This is a genomic window from Moorena producens PAL-8-15-08-1 (assembly GCF_001767235.1).
Lineage (GTDB): Bacteria > Cyanobacteriota > Cyanobacteriia > Cyanobacteriales > Coleofasciculaceae > Moorena > Moorena producens_A.
This window is the reverse complement of record NZ_CP017599.1, coordinates 6,693,601-6,710,106: the sequence shown is the minus strand read 5'-3', so window position 1 is coordinate 6,710,106 and position 16,506 is coordinate 6,693,601. Positions and strand designations below refer to the sequence as shown.

Below are 16,506 nucleotides of genomic sequence, written 5' to 3'. Positions count from 1 at the left end.
ATCTAAAGAGTTAAAGCGTAAGTTATTAGGATAAAATTTTGATTGACTATATTATCTTAAAACAAGCTGAACGCTATTTAATGCGAATGCAAACCGATGATAAAATTCGGATTATTAATGCCTTAGATACCTTAATTTCTAATCCTTCGACGCTGGATATTAAATCCTTAAAAGGTCGTCCTGAATTTCGTTTGCGTGTGGGTAAGTCGATTGGTGGGCATTGCCCATGTAATTGCTCGGCGTTCAATAATGATCTTCATCAGCAATGCCCACCCTACGATTCTCCCTATTCCCTATTCCCTATTCCCGACAAAAATCATGAGCCTTATTGTTAATCTTATCAAGAAGATCAGTTACCTCAGCTGGAGGATTAGGCATCCGATAAATTTCCCGTAATGCATCTGACCACAGTTGTTTGTTGATGAAATAGTTAATTCGTTCCAAAGCAATCTGATCAGCACTCGCATCTTTAGCTTTCAGCTTACGTTCTAATTCAGTTAAGTCAGCCGTAATTTGATTACGATTTTCGTCATTCATTAGACGAAAACTTATCTTAGTAGGAAGTTCGTCTAAAGAAATTGTATTCCGCCAAAAGTAAGCTTTACCTGCTTGTAAGGGCTTCCCTTGATAAACGATACTAGTAGTAGTAGGCTCTAAAGGTTGCTCCCACAATTGTTGATTACTACGCATTTCACGCACCTCAATACCTTTCATTTCTCCTTGCCATAGGAATAGGGGTTGCTCACTCCAAATTTCTAAGCTTCCTTTATGATTAGAATTTCCGTCACGATCTGATAGCTGACCAGGAGTGAGCATACAGAGAGTTTGCTCAATAGGATGCTCAGATCTTGACCTCCCTCTTGAGCCCCCTTTACCTTTTTTACGTCGCAATCTCTCCCAGATATCACCCCATTTTAACGTAATTAGCTGGCCTTGAGACTGGGATAACTGCTGATCAGACTGAGGTCTTTTTACTATTGCATTAATAGGCAGTGCAGAAGAACAGACTAGCACGACCATTGTTAGTAATAGTGTGGATTTGTTCTGAATTATTTTAGCCATAATATGCTTCCTGACTGATAAGTTAATGATTAAATAAAGCGTTTATCGCAGTTATGATAATTGCTATATTTGACTAGGGATCCCCCCTAACCCCCCTTAATAAGGGGGGAACTTGATTCGATTCAAACATTCCCTTAATCAGGGGGGAGCTGATTCGATTCAAACATTCCCTTAATCAGGGGGGGAACTTGATTCCAGTAAACCATTCTTTTCTATTGCCTTTTGCCTTAACAGAATAAGCTTTGTAATCATGAGTATAATAATTGCTATAATGTTCCCGATTCTCGATTCTCGATTCTCGATTCCCGATTCCCGATTCCCGATTCCCTATTTCCTGCCCGTAGCAGTATAAGTAATAAACACTACTAAAGGCATAAAAGTAGGTAGCAGCACCTTCAAGGAGATATAAACTTGTAGTGAAACCAAGCAATAAACTAACCAATAGATTAACCAAGCGTTATCTATATTGATCAAAAAGCTTCCTAAATCAATTGTGATAAGTTCTCTTTCCTTCTTGATGCTCCCTGCTCCCTGCTCCCTGCTCCCTCGTTTCGGATAATCCTGTTTAATTAACCTAAATCCCTTACCTAAAACAGCGGTTAGCAAAATCATCAAGGTATTAGGAATTGGTATCACCAGATGCTGGGAAAAAAGATGGTGGGCGATGTAACTATGGGCTTCACCACCAGTAAATGATGGTTTGCCATCGAACCAGTCTTGCCAACCCTCTGAACGACGCCAGAAGGCGACCGGAAGGGGAAGCAGATTATTATCTTGCCCTTCTTGATCAATTCCTGCTTCTTTATATCCTCCTGAAGCAACAATTACAATGGTTTGATTAAAGGTTATAGGACGCTTAGTTAGTTTTGCCCCCCTAACCCCCCAATTTTGGGGGGAATTAGCGGATGCTTTGCTTTTTGACAGAGGGGGATTTAGGGGGCTCGAACAGGAGCCTAATAACTCACAAGCAGAAATTCTTTGATAAACTTGCTCTGGAGGTAGGGAATAGTCAATAATCGGTTGAAACCATTGTAAGAAATATGCGATCGCAGGACGTTTGACCCTCCCCAACCAAGCCAGTTGTGTATTAGTTTGTGTATCAGCTTGTGTATCGGTATCATTAACCCAATCAATTACTGAAGTCCTAAAATCCTGATTACTGTCTTGACGCTCAGGTAATCCCATCGCTAATTGAGTAGTGCTGGAATCTTGATTACCTAAACAATAGGAAAGGACTAGTAAATAGCTAAACGGACAAGTTTTATCACACTTATTGCTAGGTAACTCCACATACCAATCATAGGTTGTAATATCTCCCTCCATGGTTTGATTGAGGTTAGCAATTTGATCACTCACCCCATAATAATCAGCAGGATGATCAGCTTCAATTGCTGCCCAAACTAACCAGGTATTATTGTTAATCGCTTCAGTGACTGATTGCCGTAACCGCTTACTATTATCGGGCTGTTGTTTGTCTTGATCTAAGATATAATCAAACCCAATTATCCGAGCATTACTGGTAACTAACTTATCTAATATACTTGCTAAGTAACCATAATCCATATACCTGCCATCAACCAATTTAACGTTGTCCTGTTTAAGAGACTTGTTATCAATTTGAACTAACCGAACTGGAGACTTAACTGGAGAAGGATTAGCTTGCCACTGCACCTGCTGAGTAACCTGACGGTAACCAGCTTGTAACAATAGACGAGATTCTAACAGTAAATCCTGACAATCCGGGATTAAACTAACGGTTAACCATGCTGATAACCAAAGGGCTTCTTTCTTAGTAGGCAACCAATTTCTGAGACTGTGCCCTAAACCAAATGGTTCCAAGCGAAACAGTACTGATTGGGGATGGCGAAATAAGGTAGGGATTAAGTAAGCAGACGGATAGGTCAGATTTTGTTGGTCTTTGAGATAAGCACAAGCATCCCTTAGGGCTTCATGAACATCCTTATACTCAGCCAAACTGTTAAGAAACTGGACAATAAAAACTTGAGCGACCTGATTGTGAATAGGTTCTGCCATCACCGCCACTTGAGGTAACCCTAAAGCAATTAGGAATTCCGCAATCGAGATACCATCACAAGAATTAAAAATAGCAAACTTCAGGCCATTAGCTATCCCTTGTTGGAGGGATTGTTGAATCTCCTTAAGCCCTAAAGAAGCATCAGGAGCAATATGTAATTCCCCACCAGTAAAGGCAGTTTCATTACTATGTCCGGCAAAGAATAAAATATCCCAACCCCTAGGATTAGCAATTTCTTTAACAATTTCCTGCTTAAGACTACTAGAGTCTTTTCCTGGTTGCCAACCAAGAAATTTTATGTCAGCCAGCTTAGACAGGTGAGCTAACGCCTTGCGGTCTTCTTTAAAGTCTAATCCTTTTTCATCACCTAAGATAGCCAACACTCTGGCTCGGCGACGGATACCAGGAATAATTTTATCATGACTAATACCAGCATGGATAGTATTAGAAACCCGAGCAATCCGGATAGTTCCGAATCCAGATAGATTAGTCCTAGTCGTAGTACTAATTTCCCAAGCTTCCCAAGGTAAGCGAGTTAATTCATGACAGTTACAGGTGAGGAGAATATCAACCCAATACCGACGATTAATAGAGGAATCTGTAGCCGCATTAGCAATTTGCTCACGAATCTCATATAACTCTCCATCCCGTAACCACCGATCAAATAGTGATAAAAACCTAGCTTCTGCTTCCCGCAAAAATCCAGCATGATCCTTCTTCGAGGATGGAATACTACCACTTTTTTTTATTTTAATAACTCGCAAATATCGGTAACAATTAATGTAAGCCTGTTTCCAGTCTTGGTAACTTTGATCAAGCTCTTGAGGATAATCTACTATGGCAGAAATAGTCTTACCATTTTCCCAAGATAACTCAAAGTTACACCCTGACTTGATTTTGATGACTTTAAGGTGAAAAATTTTACTTTTCATGTTACTTATAGTAGTCAGCGGTCAGCAGTCAGCGGTCAGCGGTCAGAGCCGGTGGTGCGTTACGGGACGGGCTGTTTCAAACAGGCGCTCAGAGGTTGAAAATCAGAGCTCGCCCTTGGGTGGTGCGTTACGGGGCGGGCTGTCCCAACACTGGCGCTCGGTGTTGAACATGACGGCAAGCCCGCCCCTAACGCACCCTACTGGCGTGGCACACCTAAAAATGTAGGTTGGGTTGAGCGGTAGGGAAACCCAACAAAGCTTTACTGGTGTTGGGTTTCATTCTTCAACCCAACCTACGCTTATTGCACCATTTTAGATGTGTCGGTCCACTACGCTCCCCACACACCCCACACACCCCACACCCCACACCCTACTAGCTACTCCCTACTCCCTTTAAATTCAAACAACATCGAGGTGTGTGCTGTTTCGTCAGCAGTGGTAATTGTAGCTAGAAACTTTTCATGATTAGCCCCCACAAACTGAGTAAATAAATAGTCGTGATTAGTGCTCAATTCCTGTTGATCCAAGACCATAGTATAATCAGTAATACGCAATTTTATCCCCCAAGGTGGAGTATTACCTGGGCTAGCTCCCAGGATTAGCAATATGCTCCAATCCCCTTCTGGTTCAGACTGGGGTAATTGCCAAGTTACAGCATAAAGGCGCAGTGGAATTCCAGCTAGTTGAAAATCTCGATAACTACGGACAGCGGCAGCAGGAATTTCGATATCAATAATAGTTATAATCTCAGCTAATTCTTGGGCTGGGATACGACTAAACCGCAATGCTGGGGAAGGTGCTGGTAATAACTGCCAAGATAATTCTTGAGCTAGGTCATCAATTTGATTATATAACCATTGTCCCACATCAATCGCCCGTTGATTCAGGATTTCGATTACGTCTCTAACATAATTAGGCTCGGGCTGTGGTATTTCTGGTAAAGGAATTTCCTCAGGAGAGAGACATTGTAAATCCAGTAGTAAGTCGTCTCCACTCATAGTAAACCTAGATAAAGGGAGCTCGTAATTATGATCAGAGCCAACAACTAGATTACTAATATCTCTGACTAACTGGTCGTATCGATTTACCCCTTTAATCCCAGCAATACCTAAGTCATCATCAATAGCCATGACTACATAAAAATGAGCATTTAATTGGGGAATAGTAACAATAGATTGAGGCAGACTTACGAATGGGTCACTAAACCCAAAGGTAGGAATAATGCAAATCTTTAAATCTCCAACCTGTAGATTACACACAGCATTAATAGCTTGGGAAATAGCTTGAGATAATCCAGATTCTCCTAACCCATTAGCTGCCCGTTCTAGCCGTAAACTTGGCTCTCGTTTTTCCAGCCAATCTTCAAAGACTAGTAAGGCTAACTCTTGGAGATAGATAGCTAATGTTCCTGGTTTATCTGCCATCTGGTTGGCTATATCCAGGGCTTGTTGTTGTTGTTCTAATTCCAGCGTTAGGGTTTCCGTTAATGCTGGAAAGGAAATCATTTCTGTAGATGTATTTAGCATTTTTGTAATATATTGAGGGAACAGGGAATAGGGAGTAGGGAGTAGGGAGTAGGGAGTAGGGAGTAGGGAGTAGGGAATCGGGAGTCGGGAGTCGGGAGTCGGGAGTAGACCATGATTGAGATCCCCCTAAATCCCCCTTAATAAGGGGGACTTTTGAATCTAATTCCTCCCTTTTTTTAGGGGCGTTTTGAATCTAATTCTACCCTTTTTTAAGGGGGGGGGTAGGGGGGATCAATGTACATAATTACAACGGTGACATGCTCCCTATTGCTATAAATCAGATCGGGTTGATCATACTTATAACGTCCATTTAACTTTCTTCTCCCTATTCCCTGTTCCCTATTCCCTGTTCCCTATTCCCTACTCCCTGCTCCCTGCTCCCTGCTCCCTTTTTTAATAATTCACATAAGGTGCGAGAAAAATTACTAGAGAGTTTGTATTGGTTTTTAACAAAGGTTTCTTTCATAGCTGCAGTCATAATCCGGTTAATTTCTTCTTCCACAAACTGACTAATTCGTTTGTCTAATTCCTTGACATCTTGTGCAGAAGCGTAGGCTTGGCCTAACTCCACGAGTTGGTGATGTAATCTTATGGAAGTGCGTCTAGCAATATCAGCCCGAAATGCTTTAAGGTCTAGCAAGCGACTGACTTGATATTGAGCAGTGAAGCCGATTTGGGCAGCAATCTTAGTCATAGTAACATGGTGACAGTGAAATAAATCTAGGGCTTCTAAAAATTGCTGATGTCTTGGCTTTTGTTGACGACTTAGATAAGCAACGCGGTTTTGTATAACGTCTTGAATAGCAGTAGTTAAACAATCCTGTAGTAATTGGTCATAGGCAGCTAATACCTCGTCTTCCTCCTGATTATTACTGGTATCATCAGCTGCTAATTGATGCTCAAATTTTCCTAACGCTTGAGTGGGAACATTCCTGCCACGATTCTTTTTATAGTCTCGAATTAGCTGAGCTAACCGTTGTAAATCAGTAAGCACTGCTTCTGGAGATAGTTTCCCTATGGATGAACCCAAGGTTGTGATCAGCTCTAATTGCTCTTTCCTAGGAATTGGGTAGGGAGTTGTGAGTTTACCTAAGCCCTGTTGTTGTCGTTGTTGGTTAATTTGATGACGCTCTGCTTGCAGTTGACTTACATAAACCGTTTGATAACTTTCTAATAACTCACTATAGTGGTTAATTTCCTGAGCAGTTAGCTGATGAAACTCCGATAGAATACGGTGTAGTTTACCAGGAGTAGTTTGTTTCAGTAATAACCAATCCGTTACCTGCTCAATTCCATAGTATAGTAAAAATCGTTTCACCTCCCTATGGGTTTTAACCAGTCTTTTTGTCCAGGAAAATAAGCTACTTTTATCTGGATCAAAGGTTTGTAACGTATAGCTAGTTATAGAATTATCTCCCCCTAATTTATGCCCTTGCTCGCCCTCAGGATAACGGTCAAGGACTAATGGCAGTAGGTCATTGATGGTAAAGTTATGCTGCTGACCAAATTGCTCTACTAACTGATAACAAACTTCCTTGATTTGGTGAGAAACTAAACAACGTAGACAAACCTCAGCCAGCTCAAGGTCCTCGTCTTGGGTGTGATAACGTTGCCACAGTCTGCTAATCAGTGCCTGGTCTATGGTGTCTTCATCTGTAGATAAGGTAAGAGCTTGGGCACTGATAAATTCCTTAGCCTTTTCTATGGGTTTAGTTTGATGTTGACCCAAACGATTAATGTAATTGAGTGTCCAGTATTTGGCTAAGCTGGTTTTCATGAGGGAGTAGGGAGCAGGGAGTAGGGAGTAGGGAGTAGGGAATAGGGAGTAGGGAGTAGGGAGTAGGGAAAATTAAGAAAGAAATACCTGGATTTTTTGGTGTTATTGGAAATCAGCCGTTTGTTTCTGATATAGTTGGAAATACTATGGTAAAAGTGAAACCGAACCCTGCTAATACTTTTGTCGGGTTTCGTTGCCTCAACCCAACCTACGCCATGATCTAACGTCAGTCAACAGGACTGGCCAACAAGGGAACAAACTGTCATTCTTACCTATCTGATAAATATCTGAGCCTATGCATTTTGTGGAAAAAACTGGGCTTGAAGTGTATAACTCAAGGGCCTATTCCCTACTCCCTACTCCCTACTCCCTACTCCCTGCTCCCTAATTCTGCCAATAATTGCCTAGGCTCAGGAATGTCTCAGATTTAGGGTAAATCTGCAATGATACCACATCCTATTAAACTTAAGCAGGTCTTGTTTTTGGGACTTTTAACTCTCTGCCTTACCCCTGGGCAACTCCCTGTTCTGGCTAGATTCCTGAGTTTGCCAGGACTGGATCAGGAACAAAACACTGTTAGCCTAGAGCAACAAGGGAGTTTAGCCCCTGGTGATGCCTTTGTTGAAGTAGACAGTAAGCAGGCAGAGGCGGACAAACTATTTAAGCAAGGACTTCGTCACATTGGTCGCAGTGAGTTCCGAAAAGCATTACAGTCTTGGCAGCAAGCATTGGTGATTTATAAACAAATCGGACACCGCCTGGGTGAAGCTCACTCCCTGGGTAATATGGGTCGTGCATACGCTAATCTGGGAGAGTACAAACAAGCAATTAATTATTACCTAGCATCGATAGCTATTGCTAGGAAAATTCCAGACCGCGAGGGTGAAGCTCCCTCCCTGACTAATCTGGGCTTTGCATACGGTAATCTGGGAAACTACAAAAAAGCCATTGATTACCACCAAAAATCTTTAGACATTTTTAGGGAAATCGGAAACTGCCAAGGTGAAGCTCGCTCCCTGAGTAATCTGGGTAATGCATACGAGAGTTTGGGAGACTACAAAAAAGCGATTTATTACCAGCTAGAAGCGATCGCTATTGCTAGGGAAATCGAAGACCGCGAGGGTGAAGCTGGCTCCCTGGGTAATCTGGCTAATGCATACCGTCATCTGGGAGACTACGAAAAAGCGATTGATTACCAGCTACAATCCTTAGCTATTAAAAGGGAAATCCAAAACCGCCGGGGTGAAGCTTATTCCCTGGATAATCTGGGTATTGCATACGGTAATCTGGGAGACTACAAAAAAGCGATTAATTATCACCGACAATCCTTAGGGATTTTTAGGGAAATCGGACACCGCAAGGGTGAAGCTCACGCCCTAGAGAATCTCGGTATTGGATACGGTAATCTGGAAAAGTACAACAAAGCCATTGATTACCACCAACAATCCATAGCTATTGCGAGGGAAATCGGACACCGCAAGGGTGAAGCTATCTCCCTGAATAATCTCGGTGCTACTTTCTTAGAAATAAATCAACTAGAACAAGCCCAAACTCACCTATTTGATGCCATTGAAATTTGGGAAGATATCCGCCAAGACCTGGGGAATCAAGATGATTGGAAGGTTTCTATTTTTGAAGCACAAGCTCGCAGCTATCGTCTCTTACAACAGGTTTTGGTTGCTCTAGGTAAACCAAAACAAGGCTTAGAAATTTCCGAACAGGGTCGCAACCGGGCTCTGATTGATTTATTAGCGGCACGGTTATCTGAACGTCCTCAAACTAAAGCTCCTACTCTTGAAGACATTCAACGAATTGCTCAACAACAACAAGCCACTTTGGTGGAATATTCGATTGTTGATGACCAGATTTATATTTGGGTGATTGCTCCTACTGGTGAGATTACTTTCCGTAGTAATACCTTACCCCAAGATACTTCTCTGGCGGATCTAGTCAAAGTCAGTCGTATGCAGATTGGTGTCAGAGGTAGAGGTAATCAGGGCGTTGCTGATTATGGGTATGATTCCGCCCCCCTAACCCCCCAATTTTGGGGGGAACAAGACTCTCAAAGTCCCCCAAAGTTGGGGGATTTAGGGGGCTTGACCAAAACTAGACGTACGCCCATTAATACTTCAATTCAGCAACTACCTAATCAAAATGCTGCTTCACCACCAAACCCTAAACTAAATACTAACAATAGTAATCTACTACAACATCCCCTACACCAACTCTACCAACTGCTGATTACTCCGATTGTTGACGTATTACCAATAACGGCATCAGACCGTATTATTTTCATTCCCCATCAAGAACTATTTCTGGTTTCCTTTGCTGCTCTGCTAGATGATCAGGGAAAGTATCTGATCGAAAACCATACCATTCTCACTGCTCCTTCGATTCAATCCCTGTGGTTCACCCGTAAACATTGGCATCGAGTCCAACACAGCCGGGGAAAACCGTTGATTGTGGGGAATCCCACCATGCCCACGATTAAAATCGGACTGGAACAAAAACCGTTAACCCCTCTACTGGGTGCAGAAACAGAAGCATTAACCATTGCTCAATTGCTGAATACAAAAGCTCTGATTGGTTTGGAAGCCACAGAATCAACCATTGTGGAAAGAATGGCCAATGCTTCGGTGATCCATTTAGCCACCCATGGTTTACTGGATGATGTCAATAGTATTGATTATCCCGGTGCGATCGCATTAGCACCTGAGGAACCAGACCATGATGGCTTTCTCACCAGTCGTGAAATTCTGATCAGTGACCAACACCGGAAACCCCCCTTATTGAACGCAAAGTTAGTGGTCCTCAGTGCTTGTGATACCGGTAGGGGTGAGATTAAAGGGGAAGGAGTAATTGGTTTATCCCGTTCTTTGATTGCCGCCGGTGTACCCAGTTTAGTGGTGTCCCTATGGAAAATACCTGATCATGATACGGCCAAGTTAATGACTGAGTTTTACACGAATATTTACACCCACAAATTCGATAAAGCCAAAGCCATGCGAGAGGCGATGTTATCGATGCTCAATGACCCCGATGGTAATCCAGACCCGAAAGCTTGGGCGGCTTTTACGGTTATTGGTGAAGCGAGGTAGGACGTGTGGGGTGTGGGGTGTGGGGTGTGGGGTGTGGGGAGAGCTCGGAACTCTTGCCCCTGTTGCCTTTTGCCTTTTGCCTCTTGCCTAAGGGATCTTCTACTAACTGACGCACGGTTTTCTCAATTAATCGAGTTCTTCTAAGAATTGATCAACTGAGCCAAATTTTACTTTTCCTTCCGCTAATTCTTGGTGAATTTCTTGGATTTCTTGCACTAGTATTCCTCTGCGTTGTAAATGGAATCTTTTGAGAAGAGTATCGAGTAATATCTCTTGCTCTTCTAAGGACAATTTTTCAACGGTTTCAATCGCTTGCTGAAAGGCTGAGGTTTTGAGCATACTTTCAAGATGATTTCCGGTTTTTTCTATTTTATCAAAAGTCATTTAAGATATTGTTCAGGGTTGGTGTGTTGGCTTGAAGAAACGAAACCCAACCTAGACTATAGGCGATCGCACTTAAAGCTCCCTACCCGAGCGATCGCACTCCCGTCACCCCACACCCCACACCCCACACCCTGCTCCCTGCTCCCTGCTCCCTGAATCATTGCATAGGCTCACGAATATTTTAGATATGGCCAAGTAGGTAATGATTCAATATCCTATATGAAACTTAAGCAGGTCTTCTTTTTGGCAGTTCTCACTCTCTCCCTAACCTCTGGGGAATTCCCTATTCTGGCTAGATTCCTCACCTTACCAGCACTGGCTCAGGAACAAAACACGGTTAGCCCAGAGCAAGAAGGAACTATAGCCCTTAGTGATGCCATAGTTGAATACATTAAGCAAGCAGAGGCGGACAAACTCCTTTTGGAGGGATTTAGTCACTATGATCGCAGTGAGTTCCGAGAAGCATCACAGTCTTGGCAGCAAGCATTGGTGATTTATAAACAAATCGGGAACCGCTGGGGTGAAGCTATCTCTCTGACTAATCTGGGTAATGCATACCATGATCTGGGAAAGTACAAAAAAGCCATTGATTACCACCAACAATCGATAGCTATTGCTAGGGAAATCGGAGACCGCGACGGTGAAGCTAACTCCCTGATTGGTCTGGGTAATGCATACGGTAATCTAGGAGACTACAAAAAAGCAATTGATTACTACCAAAACTCCTTAGCTATTGCTAGGGAAATCGGAGACCGCCAGGGTGAAGCTGCCTCCCGGGGTAATCTGGGTAATTCATACTTTAATCTGGGAGAGTACAAAAAAGCGATTGATTACCAGCTAGAAGCGATCGCTATTGATAGGGAAATCGGAAACCGCCTGGGTGAAGCTAAGTCCCTGAGTAATCTGGGTCTTGGATACGAGAGTTTGGGAGACTACACAAAAGCGATTGATTACCAGCAAAAATCCTTAGCTATTGATAGGGAAATCGGAAACCGCCTGGGTGAAGCTACCTCCCTGACTAATCTGGGTCATGCATACCTTAATCTGGGAGACTACAAAAAAGCGATTGATTACTACCAAAACTCCTTAGCTATTGCTAGGGAAATCGGACACCGCCTGGGTGAAGCTAACTCCCTGATTGGTCTGGGTCATGCATACCTTAATCTGGGAGACTACAAAAAAGCAATTGATTACTACCAAAACTCCTTAGCTATTGCTAGGGAAATCGGACACCGCCTGGTTGAAGCTAACTCCCTGGGTAATCTGGGTCTTATATACTCTCATCTGGGAGACTATAAAAAAGCCATTGATTACCAGCTAGAAGCGATCGCTATTGCTAGGGAAATCGGAGACCGCCAGGGTGAAGCTAAGTCCCTGAATAATCTGGGTATTGCATACGGTAATCTAGGAGACTACAAAAAAACAATTCATTACCACCAAAAATCTTTAGCTATTAAAAGGGAAATCGGAGACCGCCAGGGTGAAGCTGCCTCCCTGACTAATCTGGGTATTGCATACGGTAATCTAGGAGACTACAAAAAAGCCATTGATTACCACCAAAAATCTTTAGCTATTGCTAGGGAAATCGGACACCGCCAGGGTGAAGCTAAGTCCCTGGGTAATCTGGGTAATGCATACTACTCTCTCGGAGAGTACAAAAAAGCGATTGATTACCACCAACAATCCATAGCTATTGCTAGGGAAATCGAAGACTGCAAGAGTGAAGCTAGCTCCCTGAATAATCTCGGTTTTACCTTCTTAAAAAACAATCAACTAGAACAGGCTCAAACTCACCTGTTTGATGCCATTAAAATTTGGGAAGATATCCGCCACCTCCTCCTTAATGAAGATGATTGGAAGATTTCTATTTTTGAAGAACAAGCTCGTAGCTATCTTCTGTTACAACAGGTATTGGTTGCTCAAGGTAAACCAAAACAAGCCTTAGAGATTGCCGAACGGGGTCGCAACCGCGCTCTGATTGATTTATTAGCGACACGGTTATCTGAACGTCCTCAAACTAAAGCTCCTACTCTTGAAGACATTCAAATAATTGCTCAACAACAACAAGCCACCTTGGTGGAATATTCCATTGTTGGTGGCCAAATTTATATTTGGGTAATTGCTCCCACTGGTGAGATTACTTTCCGTAGTCATGATTTACCCCAAGATACTTCTCTGGCCGAACTAGTCAAATTCAGTCGTCTGCAAATTGGTGTCAGAGGTCGAGGTAATCAGAATGCTGATTCAGTACCAAACCCTAACGATAGTAATTCACTACAACAACTCTACCAACTCCTGATTACTCCCATTGTTGGCTTATTACCAATAAACTCATCAGACCGTGTTATTTTTATCCCCCATCAAGAACTATTTATGGTTCCCTTTGCTGCTCTGCTAGATGATAACCACAAGTATCTAATCGAAAACCATACCATTCTCACTGCTCCCTCGATCCAATCCCTGTCGTTCACCCGTGAAAATTGGCATCGAGTCAAAGACAGTAACGGAACACCATTGATTGTCGGTAATCCCACCATGCCGACCCTTAAAATAGGAGAGGAACAAAAACCGTTACCCCCTCTCAAGGGTGCAGAAACCGAAGCCTTAACCATTGCTAAATTGCTGAAGACCATCGCTCTGATTGGACCCGAAGCAACAGAAGCAACCATTATGGAAAAAATGGCCAATGCTTCCGTTATCCATTTAGCTACCCATGGTTTACTCGATGATGTCAATGGTATTGGTTATCCCGGTGCGATCGCATTAGCACCTGAGAAACCAAAGTATGATGGCTTTCTCACCAGTGATGAAATTCTGATTGGTTTTGGTTACGGACTACCGGGAAAATCCTTATTGAAAGCAAAGTTAGTCGTCCTCAGTGCTTGTGATACTGGTGGGGGTAAGATTAAAGGGGAAGGGGTAGTTGGTTTATCCCGTTCTTTGATTGCCGCCGGTGTACCCAGTTTAGTGGTGTCCCTATGGAAAATACCTGATCATGATACGGTCAAGTTGATGAGGGAGTTTTATACAAATATTTACACCCACAAATTCGATAAAGCGAAAGCCATGCGAGAGGCGATGTTATCGATGCTCAATGATGGAGATGGTAATCCAGACCCGAAAGCTTGGGCGGCTTTTACTGTGATTGGTGAAGCGAGGTAGAGAGGGTGAGGAGATGGGGAGATGGGGAGATGGGGAGATGGGGAGATGGGGAGATGGAGAGATGGGGAGATGGGGAAGTATTCGTCTTTACTAGTAAGCATCAGGTACATCTAAATTTTATTCCCTGTTCCCTATTCCCTGTTCCCTCTGCCAAACTGTTCATTTGGCATTGCTCAATCCTTGAATCAATAGGAGTAGAGTGGGCATCCTGCCCGCTCGAAAAGATATTGATAACGGGCAAGATGCCCGTTCCACCAAGATGCCCATTCTACAGGTGCGACCCAAGGGCGATTTACTCGCCCGCTTAAGGCGCGCACCTACTCCTAAAATCATTCCATTATTCAGCAACGCTGTTCATTTAGCATAACAAGTACGGAAGAACCAAAATTTTTGTTTGTAGTAGCACTTTAGTGCTCAATTTTAGACTTTGCGCTAAAGCGCTACTACGAACCTTTTTATAAGTATTAACCGAACTTGATATAGCACTACCCATTAAGGTGTTTGACATTGATACAAGCAGCAAAAGGTGCCACCCGTGGCGAATTAAATTCGCCAACGGGAAGCGCACCTAAGCTGTTATAGTAAACTTTTGCCTTTTGCCGTCTTGATGCAGTCGCTCATGGGGGAAACCCCCAAGACCGCGCTGCATCGCTTTTGCCTTTTGCCTTGCCCGTAGCGCTATATTACCTAGCATTACTTCTTTTGGATAACTCAATGGGAGCCAAGAGAAGTTTATCTGGCACTGCTATCGCTGTGGGAGCAGTTTCTGGCACCTCAGATACAGCAGCATCCTGATTTCTGTTAAGTGTACCTGGTGCAACGACTTCTAATAAACCAAAAACAGCAGGACCACCGTAATAGTTTGCGGGGTTATCCGGATCGGGATTTTTCATAAGAATAGAACGATTCCCCAAGGGAGCATCAGGAGCAGCAGTGATGGTGAGGATGAACACTTGCTGATTACTACCTAGATCCTGAAAATCTGTTTGTTCAAAGGTAATACCTGGTGAACCAGTAAATTCAATAGTCGATTGTGAATCGCTGTCAAATGCGTACAGTACAACATTCTCCACGGTAGTCCCTGGCTCAATACGCATATTTAAGCTAGAACGAAACGCTACACTAAGCATTTCCAATTCTCTCAAGACATACGGACGAGGTAATAACTTTGGTTCCCCTGCACAAAGAAGCCCATCTTGGTTGACCTGAGGCAAGCCCAGACCTGCAAGAGCAATTTGGAAAGTTTGAGCAATTTGTGCCCCGTATTCAATATTGAATCCATTGATGGTAATATCGCTAACCGTAAAGCCTAACTCCTCAGGCACTTCATAAACTGCATGGAGAATATAGTCCATTTCCTCGCCAGAGTCCCGTTTACGCCCGCGAATCACCTTCCAGTAGTCCGAGGGTTTAGCATATTCAGGCGCATCAAAAGGTAATTCGTAGGTGTTAAAACTAGGTTCTTGGATGTACAGACCGACGGGATTTGCCAGGGATATCCGAAGTCCAGAACCTGGTGCTCCTGTTCCCCGCACTAATCCGTTAACGGACGCTCCAATGGTGGGATCACTGTTACGGTTTGGGGTACCATACCGACTGCAATTGATCAGCTGGTTTTTGTCTGTAATTGGATTACCGGCTGCATCTCTACGGAGCACTGTGGCTTGTCCAGCTAGAAATACTTCCGCACTTAGGGAATTAGGATTGCTAATCAGGTGAACCGCTCCAGCCGTCGTGGTGCTATTCCAGGCATTGCGATCGTTATAAGCTGGTCGCCCGGTGGCGGGATCGATAACTAAATTACCTTGTTGGTTACGCAGATACAGATCCTCAATTTTGACCTCGGGACTGACTAATTTCTGGTAAAGGCCCAAGACAACATTGGGATCGACATCCCACAAGGTATACCAGTATTCTCGGTTCTCACATGTGAACATTATTTTGGTAATCTTACCCTGTGCATTGCGGGTGACGCTCCACTCACAATATTCATCCTGCCAGCCACGGGGACCACTCGGACCATAGTTATCCTCCGGGGGTGGTCCTTCGTCAGCATATTGCCACTGGGTACGTTCCCCAACATTGGGATATGCCATTAAAATCCGGTTCGGGAACGCCGTCCATTTAATCGGTACACCCTTCGTTCCTTCTGGAATATCAGTTTTGAGAGGATTGAAATATTGGCTTAGGGGTGGTTGGTTAACTGAACTCCACGGATCGTTTTTCAAGGTTTGTTCTGTATAGCGATTAATGTTATTACTCCAGCGAGTGCGTAATGCTTTTTCCTTTTCTTCTTCTCCACAAAAATCATTTTGATTGGCTGGTGGATCAAATTGAGGTAGTTTAGCCATTGATTGACTCCTTAGTTTTTTAGTGTTATTGATATGGCAAGTAATAGCAAAGGGAACAGGGAACAGCGGATCTGGGAACAGGGAGTAGGGAGTAGGGAGTAGGGAGTAGGGAACAAAAATTCTCTCAATTCCTACACGGATTGCTAAGAGGATATCTCCCAAGTTTTTTGATACTGAAT

Annotated in this window: 13 protein-coding genes; 6 read left to right on the top strand and 7 right to left on the bottom strand. The window is 43.3% G+C overall.

What is annotated here, in order from left to right:
- The first annotated feature begins 38 nt into the window (after positions 1-38).
- A complete protein-coding gene (locus tag BJP34_RS47790; protein WP_229424013.1) occupies positions 39-335 on the top strand; it encodes a type II toxin-antitoxin system RelE family toxin in 297 nt (98 codons plus the stop codon).
- Here BJP34_RS47790 and BJP34_RS24565 read toward each other — a convergent pair.
- The 4 genes from BJP34_RS24565 to BJP34_RS44385 all read right to left on the bottom strand — a co-directional run bounded on the left by BJP34_RS24565 (position 301) and on the right by BJP34_RS44385 (position 7,332).
- Positions 301-1,062: a hypothetical protein gene (locus BJP34_RS24565; protein ID WP_070394611.1), complete on the bottom strand. Its 762-nt coding sequence runs from the start codon at positions 1,060-1,062 to the stop codon at positions 301-303. The genes BJP34_RS47790 and BJP34_RS24565 overlap by 35 nt on opposite strands.
- 327 nt (positions 1,063-1,389) lie before the next feature.
- The gene (locus BJP34_RS24560) at positions 1,390-4,029 is read right to left on the bottom strand and encodes a CHASE2 domain-containing protein (protein ID WP_070394610.1); all 2,640 of its coding nucleotides are present in this window, start codon (positions 4,027-4,029) and stop codon (positions 1,390-1,392) included.
- Between the two features lie 377 nt (positions 4,030-4,406).
- Positions 4,407-5,555 (bottom strand): DUF1822 family protein, encoded by a 1,149-nt coding sequence (locus BJP34_RS24555; protein ID WP_083305335.1) that lies wholly within the window; start codon positions 5,553-5,555, stop codon positions 4,407-4,409.
- A 325-nt stretch (positions 5,556-5,880) separates the two neighbouring features.
- Positions 5,881-7,332, bottom strand: coding sequence for a hypothetical protein (locus BJP34_RS44385; RefSeq protein ID WP_070394608.1), 1,452 nt, complete (start codon positions 7,330-7,332; stop codon positions 5,881-5,883).
- A 302-nt stretch (positions 7,333-7,634) separates the two neighbouring features.
- On the opposite strand from BJP34_RS44385, the gene BJP34_RS49360 reads away from it, so the two are divergent.
- Together BJP34_RS49360 and BJP34_RS47785 are read left to right on the top strand one after the other, a co-directional pair.
- Positions 7,635-7,763, top strand: a complete 129-nt coding sequence (locus BJP34_RS49360; protein ID WP_267876359.1) for a hypothetical protein — start codon at positions 7,635-7,637, stop codon at positions 7,761-7,763.
- Positions 7,764-7,775: 12 nt separating this feature from the next.
- Entirely contained in the window at positions 7,776-10,430 is a 2,655-nt protein-coding gene (locus BJP34_RS47785; RefSeq protein ID WP_229424012.1) for a CHAT domain-containing protein, read from the top strand.
- Positions 10,431-10,556: 126 nt separating this feature from the next.
- On the opposite strand, the gene BJP34_RS24535 is transcribed toward BJP34_RS47785, so the two are convergent.
- Positions 10,557-10,769 (bottom strand): hypothetical protein, encoded by a 213-nt coding sequence (locus BJP34_RS24535; protein ID WP_070396862.1) that lies wholly within the window; start codon positions 10,767-10,769, stop codon positions 10,557-10,559.
- 66 nt (positions 10,770-10,835) lie between these two features.
- Here BJP34_RS24535 and BJP34_RS49355 point away from each other — a divergent pair, with 66 nt between their 5' ends.
- The 3 genes from BJP34_RS49355 (at position 10,836) to BJP34_RS44380 (ending at position 14,284) form a co-directional block, all read left to right on the top strand.
- Positions 10,836-10,970 carry a hypothetical protein gene (locus BJP34_RS49355; protein ID WP_267876358.1) on the top strand — a complete coding sequence of 45 codons (135 nt, stop codon included), beginning with the start codon at positions 10,836-10,838 and terminating at the stop codon, positions 10,968-10,970.
- 63 nt (positions 10,971-11,033) lie between these two features.
- Positions 11,034-13,976 carry a CHAT domain-containing protein gene (locus tag BJP34_RS24530; RefSeq protein ID WP_070394607.1) on the top strand — a complete coding sequence of 981 codons (2,943 nt, stop codon included), beginning with the start codon at positions 11,034-11,036 and terminating at the stop codon, positions 13,974-13,976.
- Positions 13,977-13,981: 5 nt separating this feature from the next.
- Positions 13,982-14,284 carry a hypothetical protein gene (locus BJP34_RS44380; protein ID WP_158517449.1) on the top strand — a complete coding sequence of 101 codons (303 nt, stop codon included), beginning with the start codon at positions 13,982-13,984 and terminating at the stop codon, positions 14,282-14,284.
- Positions 14,285-14,544: 260 nt separating this feature from the next.
- Here BJP34_RS44380 and BJP34_RS49350 read toward each other — a convergent pair whose 3' ends face one another.
- Together BJP34_RS49350 and BJP34_RS24525 are read right to left on the bottom strand one after the other, a co-directional pair.
- Positions 14,545-14,670 carry a hypothetical protein gene (locus BJP34_RS49350; RefSeq protein WP_267876357.1) on the bottom strand — a complete coding sequence of 42 codons (126 nt, stop codon included), beginning with the start codon at positions 14,668-14,670 and terminating at the stop codon, positions 14,545-14,547.
- Positions 14,660-16,489 carry a hypothetical protein gene (locus BJP34_RS24525; protein ID WP_229424010.1) on the bottom strand — a complete coding sequence of 610 codons (1,830 nt, stop codon included), beginning with the start codon at positions 16,487-16,489 and terminating at the stop codon, positions 14,660-14,662. The genes BJP34_RS49350 and BJP34_RS24525 overlap by 11 nt, the downstream gene beginning before the upstream one ends.
- Positions 16,490-16,506 lie beyond the last annotated feature (17 nt).

Bases quoted from the DNA above. Each gene is read 5' to 3' on its own strand.
- BJP34_RS47785 (WP_229424012.1), top strand. From the start codon at position 7,776: ATGATACCACATCCTATTAAACTTAAGCAGGTCTTGTTTTTGGGACTT.
- BJP34_RS24560 (WP_070394610.1), bottom strand. From the start codon at position 4,029: ATGAAAAGTAAAATTTTTCACCTTAAAGTCATCAAAATCAAGTCAGGG.
- BJP34_RS24530 (WP_070394607.1), top strand. From the start codon at position 11,034: ATGAAACTTAAGCAGGTCTTCTTTTTGGCAGTTCTCACTCTCTCCCTA.
- BJP34_RS24565 (WP_070394611.1), bottom strand. From the start codon at position 1,062: ATGGCTAAAATAATTCAGAACAAATCCACACTATTACTAACAATGGTC.
- BJP34_RS49350 (WP_267876357.1), bottom strand. From the start codon at position 14,670: ATGCTAGGTAATATAGCGCTACGGGCAAGGCAAAAGGCAAAAGCGATG.
- BJP34_RS24535 (WP_070396862.1), bottom strand. From the start codon at position 10,769: ATGCTCAAAACCTCAGCCTTTCAGCAAGCGATTGAAACCGTTGAAAAA.
- BJP34_RS24555 (WP_083305335.1), bottom strand. From the start codon at position 5,555: ATGCTAAATACATCTACAGAAATGATTTCCTTTCCAGCATTAACGGAA.
- BJP34_RS44385 (WP_070394608.1), bottom strand. From the start codon at position 7,332: ATGAAAACCAGCTTAGCCAAATACTGGACACTCAATTACATTAATCGT.